Below are 16,764 nucleotides of genomic sequence, written 5' to 3' on the forward strand. Positions count from 1 at the left end.
GTAAGACCAAGTTTCGATTAGAGGCCGGCGAGGACGGGGGCTATCCGGTGAGCATTGGAATTATCGCGCCTCGCCGGAACTCGAGATCAGTTCACAGCGAAGCCATCAACCAAGAACGTCAAGGAAGAGCCTGAATCATGCAATCGACAGACAGCGCAGATATGACCCGGGTCGGTCCCGGAACGGTGATGGGGTCGTTCATGCGGCAATATTGGATGCCGGCATGCCTGTCCTCGGAAGTAAAGACGGACGGCGATCCGGTACGCCTGATGATCCTGTGCGAAAAGCTGATTGCTTTTCGTGACAGCTCCGGCCGGGTCGGCATCATGGACCATCGCTGCCCCCATCGGTGCGCATCGCTGTTTATCGGGCGCAACGAGGAAAACGGCATCCGCTGCGTCTATCATGGCTGGAAGTTCGACGTCGACGGCAAGTGCGTGGATATGCCGTCCGTTCCCGCGCGCATGGACTTCAAGGAAAAGGTGCACGCCAAGGCGTACAAGACCTATGAGGCGAACGGCCTGATCTGGGTCTATATGGGCGAGAATCAGGCGGCCCCGCCGCCGATCCCCGAAATCGAGGCGGCCATGCACCCCGAGGCGGAAATCTGGTGCCTGCAGCGCGACTGCAACTGGCTCCAGGCGCTCGAAGGTGACATCGACACCAGCCATGTGGGCTTCCTTCACGTCGGCGGCATCGAAGCCGACGATCTGGAGCCGGACCATCCGATGCGCCCGACCGTACTCAACCGCGCGCCGGAATATGAGGTGGCCCAGTCCGACTGGGGGGTGATGTACGGTGGCTACCGTCCCAATGACGACGGTCAGATGAGCTGGCGCATTGCCCATTATATGTTCCCCTTCTGGACGCAGACGCCCAATAACCGCTTCGTCAGCCGCGCCATCGCCCGCGCATGGGTGCCGATGGACGATGAGCATTCGATGCTTTTCGACATCACTTGCGGTGTGGACGCCGGCAACCCCGCTTACAATTCGACGCTCAAGGACGGCACGCCGCTCTTCGACCAGATCAGTTATGCGCCCAACACGACCGACTGGTTTGGCCGTTGGCGCTCGACCGACAGCGAAGCCAACGACTGGGCAATCGATCGGGAATCGCAGCGCAACGGTCATCAGTTCACCGGCATCCCGAACATCACGATGCAGGATCAGGCCGTGACCGAAAGCATGGGTCCGATCACCGACCACAGCTTCGAGAACCTCGCGCCCACCGACCAGATGATCGCACGTGTCCGCCGCCGGGTTCTTCTGGCTGCCCGCGCATTTGCCAACAAGGGCACGGTGCCGCCGGGTATCGAAAATCCCGACGTCTTCTACAAGGCGCGCGCCGGCTCCTTCCTGCACGATCCGAATGACACGCTCGCCGGAGCGTACCAGGCTGCGCTCGCCAAGGCTGTGCGTTGGCCGGTCAATGAGATCGAGGCTGCGGAATAGGCTTTAAACGGGACCGGCTATCCATGACCGGTCCCAACCCTTCATCAATATATCAGGAACAGGTGACGGTACGAGTTGGGCAAGGTCTGCGCGTCGATCAATGGCGTCTCAGACTTTTTGCCACTGCGCGCTACGCACCAAGAGGAGAGGTAGATGCGCGTAAAGCTTCGCAATATCCGCTGGGAAGCGGAAGGTATCAACAGTTACATCCTGGAGCCTTTGCCGGGCGAAAAGCTCCCCGCTTTCACTGCGGGCGCACATATCGATCTGCAGCTCGCCCCTGGCCTCGCGCGCAGCTACTCGCTCGTCAACGATCCCGCCATCCATAGCTATTACGAGATTGCGGTTCATCATACGATCGACAGCCGCGGCGGATCTCGCCACATCCACGAAAAATGGCGGGTCGGCGAGATATTGGAAATCTCGGAACCCAAGAATAATTTCCCGCTCGAGGAATCGGCATCGCATACCGTGCTGATCGGCGGCGGCATCGGCATAACGCCGATGCTGTCGATGATCTCGCGCCTCGAGGCCCTGGGCCGCAGCTGGGAACTGCACTATGTCGCCGCGGTTCCGGAACGCGCCGCTTATGTTGATCGCGTCGAGAATTTCCCGCAGGCGCAGATCGTGTTCGACGGCATTCCCGGCGGGCAACGTCTCGATCTGCGTACGATATGCGATGCCGCCCCGGCCGACGCCCATCTCTACTGCTGCGGTCCGTCGGGCATGCTGGATGCGTTCGTCGCGGTGAACGCAGCACGCCCGAAGGGGCACGCCCATATCGAGTATTTCTCGGCTGACACGGAGGTTGCGGCCGATGGCGGCTATACGCTGGAGCTGACAAAAAGCGGCAAGACTATCATGGTCGAAGAAGGCGAGACCATGCTGGACGCCCTGTTGGGCGCAGGCGTGGATATCGGCTTTGCTTGCGCCGAGGGCGTTTGCGGCACCTGCCAGGTCAAGGTACTCGAAGGGATCCCGGACCATCGTGATCATTTCCTGACCGACGAGGAGAAGGCGGCCAATACGTCGATCATGGTATGCTGCTCGGGATCGAAAACGCCCACCCTGGTGCTCGACATCTAAGGTCACGCAGGAGGCCAGCGAGTGGCCGAGCAATGATAATAAGGGGCAATGATCCCCGCTGAGGAGAAGCCTTTGGCAGTTATCGCGATTGAACGGGAGGGAGAAGGCATGCTCGATGCATTGCCTCTATCCTCATATCAGGTGTGGGCGGTCCTTATGATCGCCGCCACCGTCATACTTGACGGCCTTGATAATCAGATGCTCGGTCTGGCCGCCCCCTCCTTGCTCAAGGAGTGGGGTATCAGCCGCGATGCCTTGGGATTTGTCTTCGCGTTAGGATTTGTCGGTATGGGTATCGGCACGCTGACGTCCGGCGCCATCGGCGATCGGTTCGGGCGACGCGGAGCCCTGCTGATTGGCGTCGCGATTTTTGGCGTCGCGACGCTCGCTACCGGCTTTTCGATTGAGCTATGGCATGTCGCCCTGCTCAAGACGATCGCGGGCGTCGGTCTGGGCGGCGTTCCGGGCACAGCCAGCGCGATGATCGCCGAGTTCACGCCCGCGCGGTGGCGCAGCGTGGCCGTTACCTTTGGCGTGGTCTGTGTCTCGATCGGCGGCATATTGGGCGGCGTCGCCGCTGCTGCGATCCTGCCCGTGCTGGGATGGCGCTGGCTGTTCTATCTGGGCGGCATCATCACCCTCGCCTTCGTCACCCTCCTCTGGTTCATCCTGCCGGAATCCCCGCGTTACCTTGCCGGGCGCCCAGATCGGCGCGTCGAACTCGACGCCATCCTGCGTCGCATCCGGCATCCCGATCCTACGGCCGTGCAACCACCCGGACGTGGCGCTCAAGCGCCGCACGCTCCATTCAGCGCTCTTCTCAGGGGTGCTTTGTTGCGGGACAGCCTTTCCCTCTCGCTGGCGATGTTCTCGGGCATGTTCATGATCTACCTCATGTTCAACTGGGCGCCGACGATGCTGTTCAGCGCGGGCTTCGGTCTCCAGACCGCAAGCCTGGGCCTTACCAGCTTCAATGTCGGCGGCACCATCGGCGCGATGTTCGCCTCCCTTGCAATCATCCGCCTCGGATCACGTCCAACGCTTATCTTCATGGCCGTCGTTGGTGCGGTTGTTTGCGCCGTTCTCGCCCTACTCCCCATCGAAGGCGGACGGAACGAGCCTGCCGTCCTCGTTAGTCTGGGCGCTCTGGGCCTTTTTGCCAGCGCAGCTCAGTCAGCCATGTTCGCGGTCGGCGCACATGCGTTCCCCACCGCCGTGCGTGCCCGGGGATTGGGTCTGATGGGTGCTGCGGGACGTGCAGGCGCGATTGTCAGCGCGGTGGCCGGCGCCAGCCTGATCGGCGGCGGCAATCTGGGCTTCTTCGGCGTCCTCTCCGGCCTGATGCTGGTCAACGCCATTGGTTTCATCGCCGTGCGGGGCCATGTCCCCCGTCTCGGCCGGCAGGACACAAGCGCATGAGTGACTTCGACTATATCGTAATCGGTTCGGGATCAGCCGGTAGCCTGATGGCCAATCGCCTCTCCGCAGACCCGGCCATCCGCGTCGCCCTTATCGAGGCCGGACCATCGGACAGGAAGTGGCCGGTGAACCTGAAGACGGCGATGCCCGTCGGCAATATCTTCCTGCTCCCGCATGAGAAGTATAACTGGAAGCAGCAACTCAGCGGTAACGCAGCAATCGGAAATCGGCAGATCAACTTCCCACGTGGCAAGCTGTTCGGTGGCTGCAGCGCGATCAATGGTGGCGTTTATATTCGCGGCCAGAGGGCGGATTATGATGCCTGGGAAGAGGCAGGCAACGTCGGCTGGTCCTATGACGACGTGCTACCCGCCTTCAAGGCAGTCGAGAACTACCATGAAGGCGACAAACCTTGGCACGGGAGCGGTGGCGAACTCGACGTCGAAAAACCGCGCTCCTTCAATCCGATTGCGGCCGCCATCGTCGACGCGGCGGTCGAAGCCGGCCATCATCGCAACGATGATTTTGCAGGCGAGAGACAGGACGGCTTTGGCCGCTATGATCTCAACCAGCGAAACGGCACGCGTCTCTCCAGCGCGCGCGCGTTCCTTCATCCTGCCCTGGACCGGCCCAATCTCACCGTTATGGCCGACACGCTGGTCCGCCGGATCCTCTTCGATCGCGGCCGCGCTGTCGGCCTCGAGATCGAGCAGAGCGGTACGCGGAGCACGATCTCGTCCCGTCGTGAAATCATCCTGTGCGCCGGCGCCATCAATTCGCCGCAGCTGCTCCTCTTGTCGGGTATCGGACCCGAAGACCATCTGCGTGCGATGGGTATCAAGCCTGTTCACCATCTCCCGGGCGTGGGCGCGCATTTGCAGGATCACCCCACCGTTCATGTCGCAATGGAGAACCCTTCGGGCGAATCCTACGCCGTTTCGTCCAAGGCCCTCCCCCGCATCCTTGCGAGCCCTTTCAAATATCTCATCAAACGGGAAGGCATGTTGGCCTCCAACGTCGCGGAATGCGGCGGCTTCCTTTGTACCGACGGATCCGGGCGCCCTGACATCCAGATTACCTTCCTGGTCGGACTGAAGCTCGACGCGCGATCCGTCCCGCGGCGGCATGGCTATATGGGCCTCATACAACTCCTGCGCCCCAAAAGCGCGGGATCCGTCCGCCTGGCAAGCAACAGGCCGGAAGACAAACCGGTTATCGACCCTAATTTCTTCGCCGACCCCTATGACATGAAAACGCTGATCGCAGGCTTCCGCGAAGCGCGCCGCATCTTCGCCCAGCCCGCGCTCGCTGCCATGACCGGCAATGAGATCGAACCGGGTGCGCAACATCAAAGCGATGCAGAGATCGATGCGGCGCTGCGCAAGATCGTCAATACCGCCTATCACCCCACGGGCACGTGCAAGATGGGCCCCGACAGCGATCCAATGGCCGTGGTCGATGGCCGGCTACGAGTCCGCGGCGTCGCCGGTCTGCGCGTCGTCGATGCCTCGGTCATGCCCGAGATCATAAGCGGCAATACCAGTGCGCCGACAATGATGATCGCTGAGCGCGCCGCCCGCTTCATCCTCGAAGATGCCGTTCAATCGAACATAGCCGCCTGAACCAGAACAGGAGAGCCCCATGAATATGATGACCATTCCTCCCCGCCCCGCCCTGCTCGACACGCCCGAACAGGATATGCTGATCGGTGGCCAGCGCGTCCCTGCCCTTTCAGGAAAGAGGTTCGAAACGCGCAACCCTGCGACCGGTGACTTGCTTGCGATGGTGGCGCACGGTGGGGCAGAAGATGTCGATCGCGCCGTCAAGGTCGCTCGTGCCGCGCTCACTGGGCCGTGGGGCCGTATGAAGGGCGCGGAGCGCCAGCGCATCATGCTGCGGCTCGCCGACCTCGTCGAGCAGCATTATGAAGAACTCGCCATGCTCGACACGCTGGACCTGGGTGCGCCCTACAGCCGTACCGTGCTTGGAAAGGTGCGCGCCGGCGCGCTGCTGCGCTACTATGCCGGTCAGGCAACGCTGATTTCGGGCGAAACGCTGGACAATTCGGCACCGGGCGATGTGCTTTCACATACGCTCAAGGAGCCGATTGGCGTGGTCGCTGCGATCAATCCCTGGAATGGTCCGATCGGTATGTCGGTCTGGAAAGCCGGTCCGGTGCTGGCGTCCGGCTGTACGCTGGTCATGAAGCCGGCCGAGCAGACGCCGCTTTCGGCGCTCCGCTTCGGCGAATTGTGCCTTGAAGCGGGGGTCCCCGAGGGCGTCATCAACATCGTGACGGGAATGGGCGACGCCGGCGCCGCCCTTTCCGCACATCCTGGCGTCGACAAGATCGCGTTCACCGGCTCGACCGGCGTGGGCGAGAAAATCCTGCTCGCGGCCGCGCCCACCATGAAGCGCGTGAGCGTGGAACTGGGCGGCAAGTCCCCCAACATCGTTTTCGCCGATGCGGACCTCGACAAGGCGGTGCCGGCAGCGGCCATGGCCGTGTTCGCCAATTCAGGGCAGATTTGTTCGGCTGGTACCCGCCTCTATGTCCACTCCTCGATCCGCGAAGAATTCATGGAGCGCCTCGCCGCGTTCACGAAGACGATAAAGGTCGGCGATCCTCTGGACCCGCAGACACAGATCGGGCCGGTTGTCTCAGGCCCTCAGATGGAAAAGATCCTCGGCTTCATGGAAGGGGCTGTAGCTGAAGGCGCAAGTGCCTTGGTCGGCGGCGCCCGTCTTTCGGGCACGGGCTATGACGGTGGCTATTTCATCCAGCCGACCATCTTCGACAATGTGTCGGACACGATGACGATCGCGCGCGAGGAGATTTTCGGTCCGGTCCTTGCAAGCTTCAGCTTCGATACGATCGAAGAAGTTCTGGAGCGCGCCAATGCAACCGAGTTCGGTCTTGGCAGTGGTGTGTGGACGCGCGACCTTGCCACCGCGCATCGCATGGCGCGCGGCATTCGCGCCGGATCTGTATGGGTCAATTGCTATCAGATGCTTGATCCAGGCGTACCTTTTGGCGGCTATGGCATGAGCGGCTTCGGCCGGGAGTCGGGCCCGCATCATATCGAGGAGTATCTCGAGACCAAGGCCGTCTGGATCAAGCTGGACTAACCCATAACCTCTCAGAGCCAGCCTGAGTCCCGCAGACCGGGCTGGTTCTCCTCGGATCGCATCTGCGTCGCGGCTTCCCGGAGCATGTCGAGAAAGCGGCGCTGCGTTGCCGTCGGCCGCCAACTGCGACGCGTGGTGATGCCGACGGTTCGCTTGGTGCCTTCCAGCGGCTGGCCGATCTGCGCTAGAAGTCCGCTTCGGATCTGGAGCGCTACCTGATCGGGCGACAGCAGCGTCAGGAAATTCGTTTCCCAGAGCAGTCGGCCTATGATCATCACCGAACTGCACTCGATCGGCGTTGCGGGCATAGAGGCCCCTTTGAAAACTCGCTCCCATTGCTCCCGGGAGGGCGTGCTGGGCGGTGATACGACCCAGGGATAGGACGCGAGTTGCTCCATGGAAGGATTCTCCTGCCCCACAAGAGGATGCTGGCTGCCGGCAACGACAACCAGTCGATCTTCAACCAGTGGCAACTGATAAAGATCTGCGATCTCATAGGGGCGAAGCGCACCAACGATCATGTCGATAACCCCGTCGCGCAAAGGCTCGACCAGCTCGCGCCAACTGCCCTCAAGCACCTTGAAGGCTGCACGCGGCTCTGCGCGCACCATCTGTGCCATCGCCGCCGGCACCAGCAACGGCCTGGACAGCGGCAAGGCGCCGAACGAAATCTGCTCGCTTCCGCCGCCACCGTCGATCGCCAGTTCGACGATCGCCGCCGAGATCTCCGCGAGAGCAAGACGTGTGCCTCGCGCCAGGCGCTTACCCGCTGCATTGAGCCAGACGACACGCCCACGACGCTCAACGATCGTTGCGCCAATAACCTGTTCCAGGTCACCGACCGCGCGATGAACGGCCGTCTGCGAAAGCCCCGTGACATTTGCCGCGCCCGCGAAGCTGCCTGCTTCGGCGACCGCCAGCAGCGCGCGCAACTGGGTCATGGTCATCAGCCGATCCGGATGAAGGAATACGGCGGACAATCCCTTGGCGCCGGCCGAGAGATGCTCGATCGCCGCCAGCGCCCGGGCGACGACGATACGCCCCATGGCCGTGGCTACCATACCCCCGGATCGCCGTTCGAAGAAAGTGTAGCCGAATTGCCGCTCCAGTTTAGCCAGCCCCTGCGTCAAGGCAGGCTGTGAAAGACTGACGGCGTCTGCGGCAGCCGTGATGCTGCCATGCTCATCAATGGCGATCAGCGCGCGCAGGTGACGCAGGTTAATGTCGAATGGATCAGCAGCCATCAGAGCGCTGACCTATCCCAGGTCGAGGGCAACGCCAACCGAATTTTAAATGGACTGACCATTAAACAGATGCTAGCCCGGTCCCGTGCTTTCGCGGCCGCCCCATCAACGCTCAATGACCGGAGAAAACGTCATGGATTTCGAGCTCCCCGATGACATCAAGGAGTTTTGCGATGTCACCAAAACCATCGTGCGCGATTTGCTTCCCTACGAACCGGAGTTTCAGGCGACCGGTGTAGTTCCGCCGATCGTTCGCCAGACGCTGGTGGAGAACGGCTATTTCGGCATGGCCCTTCCAGAGGAATATGGCGGTCTCGGCCTCGGTGCGCTGGCCCAGGCGGCGGTGCAGATCGAGCTTGCCCGCCTCCCTCCGCAATTCTGGACCGAACTGCGCCCCCTCATGGGACCGGGCGCCAAGAACATCATTCATCATGCGAGCGAGGAACAGCGCGCCGCCCTGCTGCCCGGCATGGCAACAGGGGAAATTCCGATCGCGTTTGCGCTGACCGAACCCAACAGCGGCTCCGACCCGGGCTCCATGCGTACGACCGCGGTTCGCAACGCCGATGGTTGGCGCATCAACGGCAGCAAGACCTACATCTCTAATGGCAAAAAGGCGAAGCACGTCATCGTGTACGCCTACACGGACAAGTCGGCGGGTGCCCGCAACGGCATCTCGGCCTTCCTGATGCCGGCCGACACGCCCGGCTTCTCCGTCACCGGGACGATCGAGCTGATGGGCACCGCTACGCCCGGCGTGTTCGAACTCAGCTTCGATGAATGTCAGGTTCCAGCCGATGCACTGCTCGGCGAAGAGGGCCAGGGCTTCCGCTACGCCCTCGAGGGACTCAATGAAGGGCGGATCAATGTCGGCGCGACAGCGGTGGGCATGGGTGAATATGCTTTGGAGCTGGCGATCGATGAATCGAAGGTCCGCCCTGCTTTTGGCGGCGTCATCTCTGAATTCCAGGCGATCCGCCACTATCTCGCCAACATGGCCACCGACATGCGCGCTGCTCGCCTGATCTTGCTCGACGCTGCCTGGCGTTACGATCAGGGAGACAAGAGCCGCGAGCTCGCATCAATGGCAAAGCTTTTCGCGACCGAAGCGGGCAGTCGTACCGTCGATACCGCCGTACAGATCTTCGGTGGCAGTGGCTATTGCCGCGGGTTTGCGGTCGAGCGGCTCTATCGCGATATCCGCATCACCCGCATCTATGAGGGCTCTTCAGAAATCCAGCGGAACACCATCGCCCGGGAGCTGCTTCGCTAAAGATGAAAGGGGGAGCGCCGAAGGCCTCCCCCTTGTTGTCAGATCAGCTGTCCCGCAGCCTGAAGGGCATCAAGATCGTCCTGGGTTAGTCCGAGCTCCTGCGACAAAAGCGTACGTCCATGCTCACCGAGACTGGCGACGAGATTTCGAGCCTCCGCCCGCGAACCGCTCATCCGGAACGGCGGGTTGGGAACGGCATAGGCTCCTGCGCCATCGTTGATCGTGGTAAGGGCCTGGCGGGCAGCAAGCTGGGGATCCTCGAGGACCTCGGCCATTTCGCGATAGCGGCCACATGGCACGCCGTGCCCGGACAGAATCTCTTCTACCTCCTTGGACGATCGCAGGCAGGTCCATTCCTCTGCGAGCGCCAGCAGGGTCGCCCAGTTGGCATTGCGGTCGGCATTGGTCCGAAACCTCGGATCCTCCCGCCATTCGGGATGTCCTACCGCATCGCTTAGCTGCTCGAAATTGCGGGGACTGGTTGGCGCTATCATGATGAAGCCGTCCAGGGTCTTGAGCGGCGTGTAGAGGGGCCGGCGCGCGCCACCTGGGAATTGCGCCTCCTGTGTTTCGTAGACCAGCATTCCGACCATGGCCTCCAGCATGGAAAGGTCGATATACTGGCCCTTGCCCGTCTTTTCGCGTTGATACAGCGCAGCCTGGATAGCGCCGAAGGCGTGAACGCCGCCCAGCACATCTGCGATGAAGATGCCGCTTGCCGCCGGGCGCGATGCGTCATCCTGATAATGCATGTTGACCATGTCGAAGCCGCTGGTCGCATGGATGACCGGTGCATAGGCCGGGTGGTGCGCCTTGGGACCCTGCTGCCCATAACCCGAGATCGAACAATAGATGAGCCGTGGGTTGATCGCAGACAACGTCTGATAATCAAGCCCGAACCGCTGCATGACGCCGGGGCGAAAATTCTCGACGACAACGTCGAAGCGTTTGACGAGCTCGAGAATGAGGGAGCGGATCTCGGGCGATTTCAGATTGCAGGCAAGGCTGCGCTTGCCAGCGTTGAGATTTCCGAAATAGGCGCTGTAACCGTCCCGCACGGGTGGCCGGGAACGCACCTGATCGCCATCGAGCGATTCGATCTTCACGACATCCGCGCCGAGATCTGCGAGCATCCGGGTTGCAAACGGGCCCGCCATGACGCTTGTGAAATCCAGTACGCGGACCTCGTCGAGGGCGCCTCGGCTCTCATTTCCAGCGGAATCGATCATCACATCACCTGCGAATAAATAGATTGAATGGTCCTACCTATTGCAAGATTGTAGACGCCTGGTCAACGCGTCTTGCGCGTACCGCGGGTTGTCTCAACAGGTCCCGGGCTGGGCTTCGCAGCGGCCTTGAGATTCTTTCGCACATGACGATGTACGCGCTCGAGATGCCGCCGCATTTCGTTCGCGGCCGCCTCGGCGTCACGTTTGCGCAGATAGCCGATAAGCTTGAATCGCGATTCGATGAGGGATTTCTGCAGCGTCTCATAATCAGGTCCGCGGACGAATTCGTGCAGAATGGCGGACAAGGAATTGACGAAGATCCCGAACATGCGGTTTTTTGTCGCCCGGGCGAGCACTGCATAATATTGCACAGCGCATTCGTAACGCGCGTCCACCGTCGTCTCACGCCGGGTCCGCTCGGCCACTGCCTCGAGCTCAATGAAATCAGCCTCCGTGGCGCGCTCGCAGGCAAGCCTTATAATGATGTCTTGTATGGCGAGGCGCGCTTCGGTCAGTTCATCAAGCGAAACATTCCCAAGATGTACATAGTCCTGCATGGCCTGGACGATACGGTCCGGTTCGGCCGACTGGATGAACGCGCCGCCCTTGACCCCTTTGACATTCCGGATAATGCCCGCCACCTCAAGACTGCGCAGCGCTTCGCGTAGCGCGCTGCGGCTCACCTGGAACTCGGCGGCCAGTTCCCGTTCAGCCGGCAACTTGTCGCCCGATTTTAACAATCCGCTGGCGAGGCGCGCCCGGATTTGCTCGCAGATCACCTCGAAGGCGCGCTGCGTTTTTATGGGAGCAAAGCCCAGCCCATCCGCTGAATTTTTCAATGTCATCCGTTCAGAGTCCAGTTTCATGTCCAGGAAGCTTGCTTGCGCTAGCACAGTGAACAATGAACTGCCTAAAGCTTCTTGACCTCTACCATAGTCGCTCATAATGGTTGGACCATTATCACATTTGGAGGTTTCCTATGAAGATCCTCGTGCCCGTGAAGCGGGTGATTGACTACAACGTGAAGCCCCGCGTGAAGGCGGACGGCAGCGGCGTCGACCTCGCCAATGTCAAGATGTCGATGAACCCGTTCGACGAGATAGCGGTCGAGGAAGCCATCCGCCTCAAGGAAAAGGGCGCGGCGACCGAGATCGTCGCGGTGTCCATCGGCGTCGCCAAGGCGCAGGAAACGCTGCGCACCGCGCTCGCCATGGGCGCGGATCGCGCGATCCTGGTGCAGACCGACGATGAGGTCGAGCCGCTCGGCGTCGCCAAGATCCTCGCCAAGATCGTCGAGGAAGAGGCCCCCGGCCTCGTCATCCTGGGCAAGCAGGCGATCGACGACGACAGCAACCAGACCGGCCAGATGCTGGCCGCGCTGCTCGGCTGGGCGCAGGGCACCTTCGCTTCCAAGGTCGAAGTGGCCGGCGACAGCGTCAACGTGACGCGCGAAGTCGACGGCGGTCTGGAAACCGTGAAGCTCAAGACGCCGGCGATCATCACCACCGACCTGCGCCTCAACGAGCCGCGCTACGCTTCGCTGCCGAACATCATGAAGGCGAAGTCGAAGCCGCTGGCGAACAAGACGCCTGCCGATTTCGGCGTCAACGTCGCGCCGCGCCTCAGCACGCTCAAGGTCGTCGAACCGCCCACGCGCACCGCCGGCATCAAGGTCGCCGACGTCGACGAACTGGTCGCCAAGCTCAAGGCTATGGGCGTCGCCGCCTGAGGCAGATTTCAATTCCGTTCGTCCTGAGCTTGTCGAAGGACAAGTCCTTTTCTTCAAGGAGAACAGGGCTTCGACAGGCTCAGCCCGAACGGCGATAGAGGATTGAGAAGATGAAGACTCTCGTATGGGTTGAGCATGAAGGCGGCGCCGTCAAGGACGCCACCCTCTCCGCCGTCACCGCCGCTTCGAAGCTTGGCGAAGTCCACCTGATCGTCGCCGGCAAGGGTGTGGACGGCGTCGCCGCCGAAGCCGCCAAGATCGCCGGCGTGGGCAAGGTCCATGTCGCCGACGACGATGCCTTCGATCATGCGCTGGCCGAGAATGTCGCGCCGCTGATCGTGGACCTTATGGGCAGCCACGACGCATTCGTGTCGCCCGCCACGTCGAACGGCAAGAACATCGCGCCGCGCGTCGCCGCGCTGCTCGACGTAATGCAGATCAGCGACATCCTGTCGGTCGAGGGCGAGGACACATTCACGCGCCCGACCTATGCCGGCAACGCGATCGCCACGGTCAAGTCGAGCGACGCCAAGAAGGTGATCACAGTGCGCGGCACTGCGTTCGAAAAGGCCGCCAAGGACGGTGGATCGGGCACGGTCGAAGCCGTCGCCTCGACCGGCGACAAGGGTCTATCGAGCTTCGTCGGCGCGGAAATCGCCAAGCTGGAGCGCCCGGAACTGACCTCCGCCAAGATCATCGTATCGGGCGGCCGCGCATTGAAGGACAGCGAAACGTTCGAAGCGAACATCTTCCCGCTCGCCGACAAGCTCGGCGCGGCGGTCGGCGCCAGCCGTGCGGCGGTCGATGCGGGCTACGTCCCCAACGACTATCAGGTCGGCCAGACCGGCAAGATCGTCGCTCCCGAAGTTTATATCGCAGTCGGCATCTCTGGCGCGATCCAGCATCTCGCGGGCATGAAGGACAGCAAGACCATCATCGCCATCAACAAGGACGAGGACGCGCCGATCTTCCAGGTGGCCGACATCGGGCTTGTGGGGGATCTCTTCAAGATCGTGCCCGAACTCACAGATAAGCTTTCGGGCTGAGGGTACACCATGTCGACGCTGAACATTATCACGAGAGACGGAGCGGCGGTGCAGGTCACCGCTGAGCCGGGCCTGTCGCTGATGGAAATAATCCGTGAAAATGGCATCGATGAACTGATGGCGCTTTGCGGGGGATGTTGCTCGTGCGCGACGTGCCACGTTCTCATTGCGGAGGATGGCTTCGATCAGCTTCCCAAGATGAGCGCGGACGAAGACGACCTTCTCGACAGCTCCGAACATCGTACGCCCGTCTCGCGCCTTTCGTGTCAGATTGCCTGGTCCGACGAGTTGGACGGTCTCACGATCACCATCGCGCCGGAAGATTGAGACCCGGATCATGCAAACACTCACCCGCATTCCAACAGATGGACGGCTCGGTCGATGAATGAAGCGCGGAACGATCGGGAATCGATGCCCTATGATGTGGTCATCGTTGGCGGCGGCCCGGCCGGGCTTTCCGCGGCGATCCGGTTGAAGCAACTGGCCGCGCATACCGGCAGCGAGCTGTCGGTGTGCGTGCTGGAGAAAGGCTCCGAGATCGGCGCCCATATCCTTTCCGGCGCAGTGATCGATCCAAAGGCGCTCGACGAACTGCTTCCCGACTGGCGCGAGATGGGCTGTTCACTGGCGAAGGTGCCGGTGACGGACAATCAGCACTGGATGCTGACGAAGACGGGCAAGATGGCGATGCCGCACATCATGACGCCGGGCTGGATGCACAATAAGGGCACCTATACCGGATCGCTGGGCAATCTGTGCCGCTGGCTCGCCGAACAGGCCGAAGGGATGGGCGTCGAGATCTTCCCCGGCTTCGCCGCGGCGGAGATCCTCTATAACGAGGACGGCGGCGTGAAGGGTGTCGCCACCGGGGACATGGGCGTCGATCGCGAGGGGAACCACAAGGGCGACTATCAGCCCGGCCTCGAACTCCATGCCCGCTACACCTTCTTTGCCGAGGGCGCGCGCGGCCACCTGACTAAGATCCTTAAGCGCCAATTCGCGCTCGACGCCGACTGCGAGCCTCAGGTCTATGGCCTCGGCATGAAGGAGTTGTGGGATATCGATCCGGCGAAGCATCAGCCGGGCCTCGTCATCCACTCGCAGGGTTGGCCGCTGACCGACGCCTATGGCGGCGGCTTCCTCTACCATCAGGCCAATGGCCAGGTGGCGTTGGGCTTCGTGGTGGGCCTGGGCTACCGAAACCCACATCTTTACCCGTTCGAGGAGTTCCAGCGCTGGAAGCAGCATCCGGAAATCCGCAAGTTCCTGGAGGGCGGGCGCCGTGTGTCTTATGGCGCGCGGGCGATCAACGAGGGCGGCTGGCAGTCGATCCCCAAACTGGCCTTCCCCGGCGGAGCGCTGATCGGCTGTTCAGCGGGTTTCGTGAATGTGCCGCGCATCAAGGGCACGCACACTGCCATGAAGTCCGGCATGCTGGCGGCCGAGGCGGCGTTCGCGGCAGTGCAGGCCGATCGAACCGGCGATGTCCTGGCCGATTACGAGGATGCGTTGCGGTCGAGCTGGATCGCAAAGGAACTACAACTGGTCAGGAATGCCGAACCGCTGCTCGCCAAGTTCGGCGGCACGATCGGTACGCTTCTGGCCGGCATCGACATGTGGATGCGTACGCTCAGGATCGGTTTGCCCTTCACTATGAAGCACAAGGCCGACAATGAAAAAATTGGGCGCAGCGATGCCTGCGCCAGGATCGAATACCCCAAGCCTGACGGCAAGATCAGCTTTGACCGGCTGTCATCTGTGTTCCTGTCGAACACCAATCATGAGGAAGATCAGCCGGTTCACCTGCAGTTGAAGGACCCGACGATCCCGATCAGCTACAATCTGCCTCTCTATGATGAACCGGCCCAGCGTTACTGCCCAGCCGGCGTCTACGAGGTGGTCGGCCAGGATGACGGCGATCCAAAATTCCAGATCAATGCGCAGAACTGCGTCCACTGCAAGACCTGTGACATCAAGGATCCGACCCAGAACATCAACTGGGTCGTGCCCGAAGGTGGCGGCGGACCAAATTATCCCAACATGTGACGACTTCTGATCGAGATTGGCGGCATCCACGCCTCTACAAGTTCGCCGGGCGTCCCTGTGCGCCGACGAACTCTTGCAAAATCTTTCAAGAGGTTCTCGACACCGAAAAGTCAGCGGCTTCCATCAGGGCGCGTTTCAGATCGGAATCAGGGAAACATTGGAGCGCGTTTTTCGCCGCTTCGGCGTGATCTTTTGCTCGAGATAAGGTCTCTGTGATCGCGCCGCGCGACTCCATAAGGTACAGCGCGTGCCGGAGCGCGGTCTCGTCTGCAGACGTACGCCCGGAAATAACGTCGTGCCAGAAGCGGCGGACATTTGGGTCTCCGTTGCGGTATGAGAGGATGACCGGGAGGGTCACCTTTCCTTCGCGAAAATCGTCCCCCGCCGCTTTCCCCATGGCAGTGTCATTGGAAGTGTAATCGATTGCATCGTCCACGAGCTGAAAAGCTATTCCGATGTTGCGACCGTAACTATCTAACGCCTTTTCGCGATGGTCATTCTCCTCCGCGATCACAGCTGCCATGCGGCAGGCAACGGCGAAAAGATCAGCGGTCTTGGCATTTATGACGCCATAATAGTCGGCTTCAGTGCTTTCCAAGCGCCGTGCCGCCCCCAGTTGGTCGATTTCCCCGCGTACCATCTTCGTCGTGGCGCGGCTTAGAAGCTCGATGGCGCGAGAGGATTTCGTCTCGATCATCAGCTCGAAGCTCTGCGAGAGCAGGAAATCGCCGACGAAGATTGTCGCGCGATTTCCCCAGACCAGGTTAGCCGTCTTGCGACCACGGCGCAGCGAAGATCCGTCCACGACATCGTCATGCAATAGCGTTGCGCTGTGCAGAAACTCTATCGCGGCCGCCAGACTATGATGGAGCGTGCCATCATATCCGACCAGCCTGGCGCAGGCCAAAGTCAGCATGGGCCTGAGGCGTTTACCGCCGCTATTGATCAGATGTCCTGCCAATGTCGGTATCAAGCCCACTTCGCTTTGCATCCGCTTGTGGATGATATCATTCACGATGCGAAGATCGTTGCCCATCAGTGCAGCAACGGCCTCCAGCGTCGGGCCCGCCCCACTGGATTTTCTGGCTTTCAACACGGTTCCGCACCCC

The 16,764-nt window shown here is 61.4% G+C and carries 14 protein-coding genes; 10 read left to right on the forward strand and 4 right to left on the reverse strand.

Annotation, left to right across the window (positions count from 1 at the left end):
* Nucleotides 1-137: 137 nt before the first annotated feature.
* From RLDS_RS52570 to RLDS_RS52590, 5 genes are all read left to right on the forward strand, one after another.
* On the forward strand, nt 138-1,454 hold the full coding sequence (locus RLDS_RS52570) for a Rieske 2Fe-2S domain-containing protein (protein WP_021228505.1): 1,317 nt from the start codon (nt 138-140) through the stop codon (nt 1,452-1,454).
* A gap of 153 nt (nt 1,455-1,607) precedes the next feature.
* Entirely contained in the window at nt 1,608-2,540 is a 933-nt protein-coding gene (locus tag RLDS_RS52575) for a PDR/VanB family oxidoreductase (protein WP_021228506.1), read from the forward strand.
* A 108-nt stretch (nt 2,541-2,648) separates the two neighbouring features.
* Entirely contained in the window at nt 2,649-3,959 is a 1,311-nt protein-coding gene (locus RLDS_RS52580) for an MFS transporter (protein ID WP_052034225.1), read from the forward strand.
* On the forward strand, nt 3,956-5,581 hold the full coding sequence (locus RLDS_RS52585) for a GMC family oxidoreductase (protein WP_021228508.1): 1,626 nt from the start codon (nt 3,956-3,958) through the stop codon (nt 5,579-5,581). Before RLDS_RS52580 ends, RLDS_RS52585 begins: the two co-directional genes overlap by 4 nt.
* A gap of 19 nt (nt 5,582-5,600) precedes the next feature.
* Nucleotides 5,601-7,088, forward strand: a complete 1,488-nt coding sequence (locus RLDS_RS52590) for an aldehyde dehydrogenase family protein (protein WP_021228509.1) — start codon at nt 5,601-5,603, stop codon at nt 7,086-7,088.
* Between the two features lie 11 nt (nt 7,089-7,099).
* Here RLDS_RS52590 and RLDS_RS52595 read toward each other — a convergent pair whose 3' ends face one another.
* Nucleotides 7,100-8,332 carry a LysR family transcriptional regulator gene (locus RLDS_RS52595; protein ID WP_021228510.1) on the reverse strand — a complete coding sequence of 411 codons (1,233 nt, stop codon included), beginning with the start codon at nt 8,330-8,332 and terminating at the stop codon, nt 7,100-7,102.
* 133 nt (nt 8,333-8,465) lie between these two features.
* Between RLDS_RS52595 and RLDS_RS52600 the strand changes: the two genes are divergently transcribed.
* On the forward strand, nt 8,466-9,605 hold the full coding sequence (locus RLDS_RS52600) for an acyl-CoA dehydrogenase family protein (protein WP_021228511.1): 1,140 nt from the start codon (nt 8,466-8,468) through the stop codon (nt 9,603-9,605).
* A 38-nt stretch (nt 9,606-9,643) separates the two neighbouring features.
* On the opposite strand, the gene RLDS_RS52605 is transcribed toward RLDS_RS52600, so the two are convergent.
* Complete coding sequence (locus RLDS_RS52605) at nt 9,644-10,834, reverse strand: CaiB/BaiF CoA transferase family protein (RefSeq protein ID WP_021228512.1); 1,191 nt, start codon at nt 10,832-10,834, stop codon at nt 9,644-9,646.
* Between the two features lie 62 nt (nt 10,835-10,896).
* Nucleotides 10,897-11,700: a FadR/GntR family transcriptional regulator gene (locus RLDS_RS52610; RefSeq protein WP_236616942.1), complete on the reverse strand. Its 804-nt coding sequence runs from the start codon at nt 11,698-11,700 to the stop codon at nt 10,897-10,899.
* Nucleotides 11,701-11,813: 113 nt separating this feature from the next.
* Here RLDS_RS52610 and RLDS_RS52615 point away from each other — a divergent pair, with 113 nt between their 5' ends.
* The 4 genes from RLDS_RS52615 (at nt 11,814) to RLDS_RS52630 (ending at nt 15,655) form a co-directional block, all read left to right on the forward strand.
* Entirely contained in the window at nt 11,814-12,563 is a 750-nt protein-coding gene (locus RLDS_RS52615; protein ID WP_021228514.1) for an electron transfer flavoprotein subunit beta/FixA family protein, read from the forward strand.
* 110 nt (nt 12,564-12,673) lie between these two features.
* Nucleotides 12,674-13,609 (forward strand): electron transfer flavoprotein subunit alpha/FixB family protein, encoded by a 936-nt coding sequence (locus RLDS_RS52620; protein WP_021228515.1) that lies wholly within the window; start codon nt 12,674-12,676, stop codon nt 13,607-13,609.
* 9 nt (nt 13,610-13,618) lie between these two features.
* The gene (locus tag RLDS_RS52625; protein WP_031299172.1) at nt 13,619-13,936 is read left to right on the forward strand and encodes a 2Fe-2S iron-sulfur cluster-binding family protein; all 318 of its coding nucleotides are present in this window, start codon (nt 13,619-13,621) and stop codon (nt 13,934-13,936) included.
* A 54-nt stretch (nt 13,937-13,990) separates the two neighbouring features.
* Nucleotides 13,991-15,655, forward strand: a complete 1,665-nt coding sequence (locus tag RLDS_RS52630; RefSeq protein WP_021228517.1) for an electron transfer flavoprotein-ubiquinone oxidoreductase — start codon at nt 13,991-13,993, stop codon at nt 15,653-15,655.
* Between the two features lie 85 nt (nt 15,656-15,740).
* On the opposite strand, the gene RLDS_RS52635 is transcribed toward RLDS_RS52630, so the two are convergent.
* Nucleotides 15,741-16,751, reverse strand: coding sequence for a polyprenyl synthetase family protein (locus RLDS_RS52635; RefSeq protein WP_031299173.1), 1,011 nt, complete (start codon nt 16,749-16,751; stop codon nt 15,741-15,743).
* Nucleotides 16,752-16,764 lie beyond the last annotated feature (13 nt).

The organism is Sphingobium lactosutens DS20 (assembly GCF_000445105.1).
Taxonomy (GTDB): Bacteria; Pseudomonadota; Alphaproteobacteria; order Sphingomonadales; family Sphingomonadaceae; genus Sphingobium; species Sphingobium lactosutens.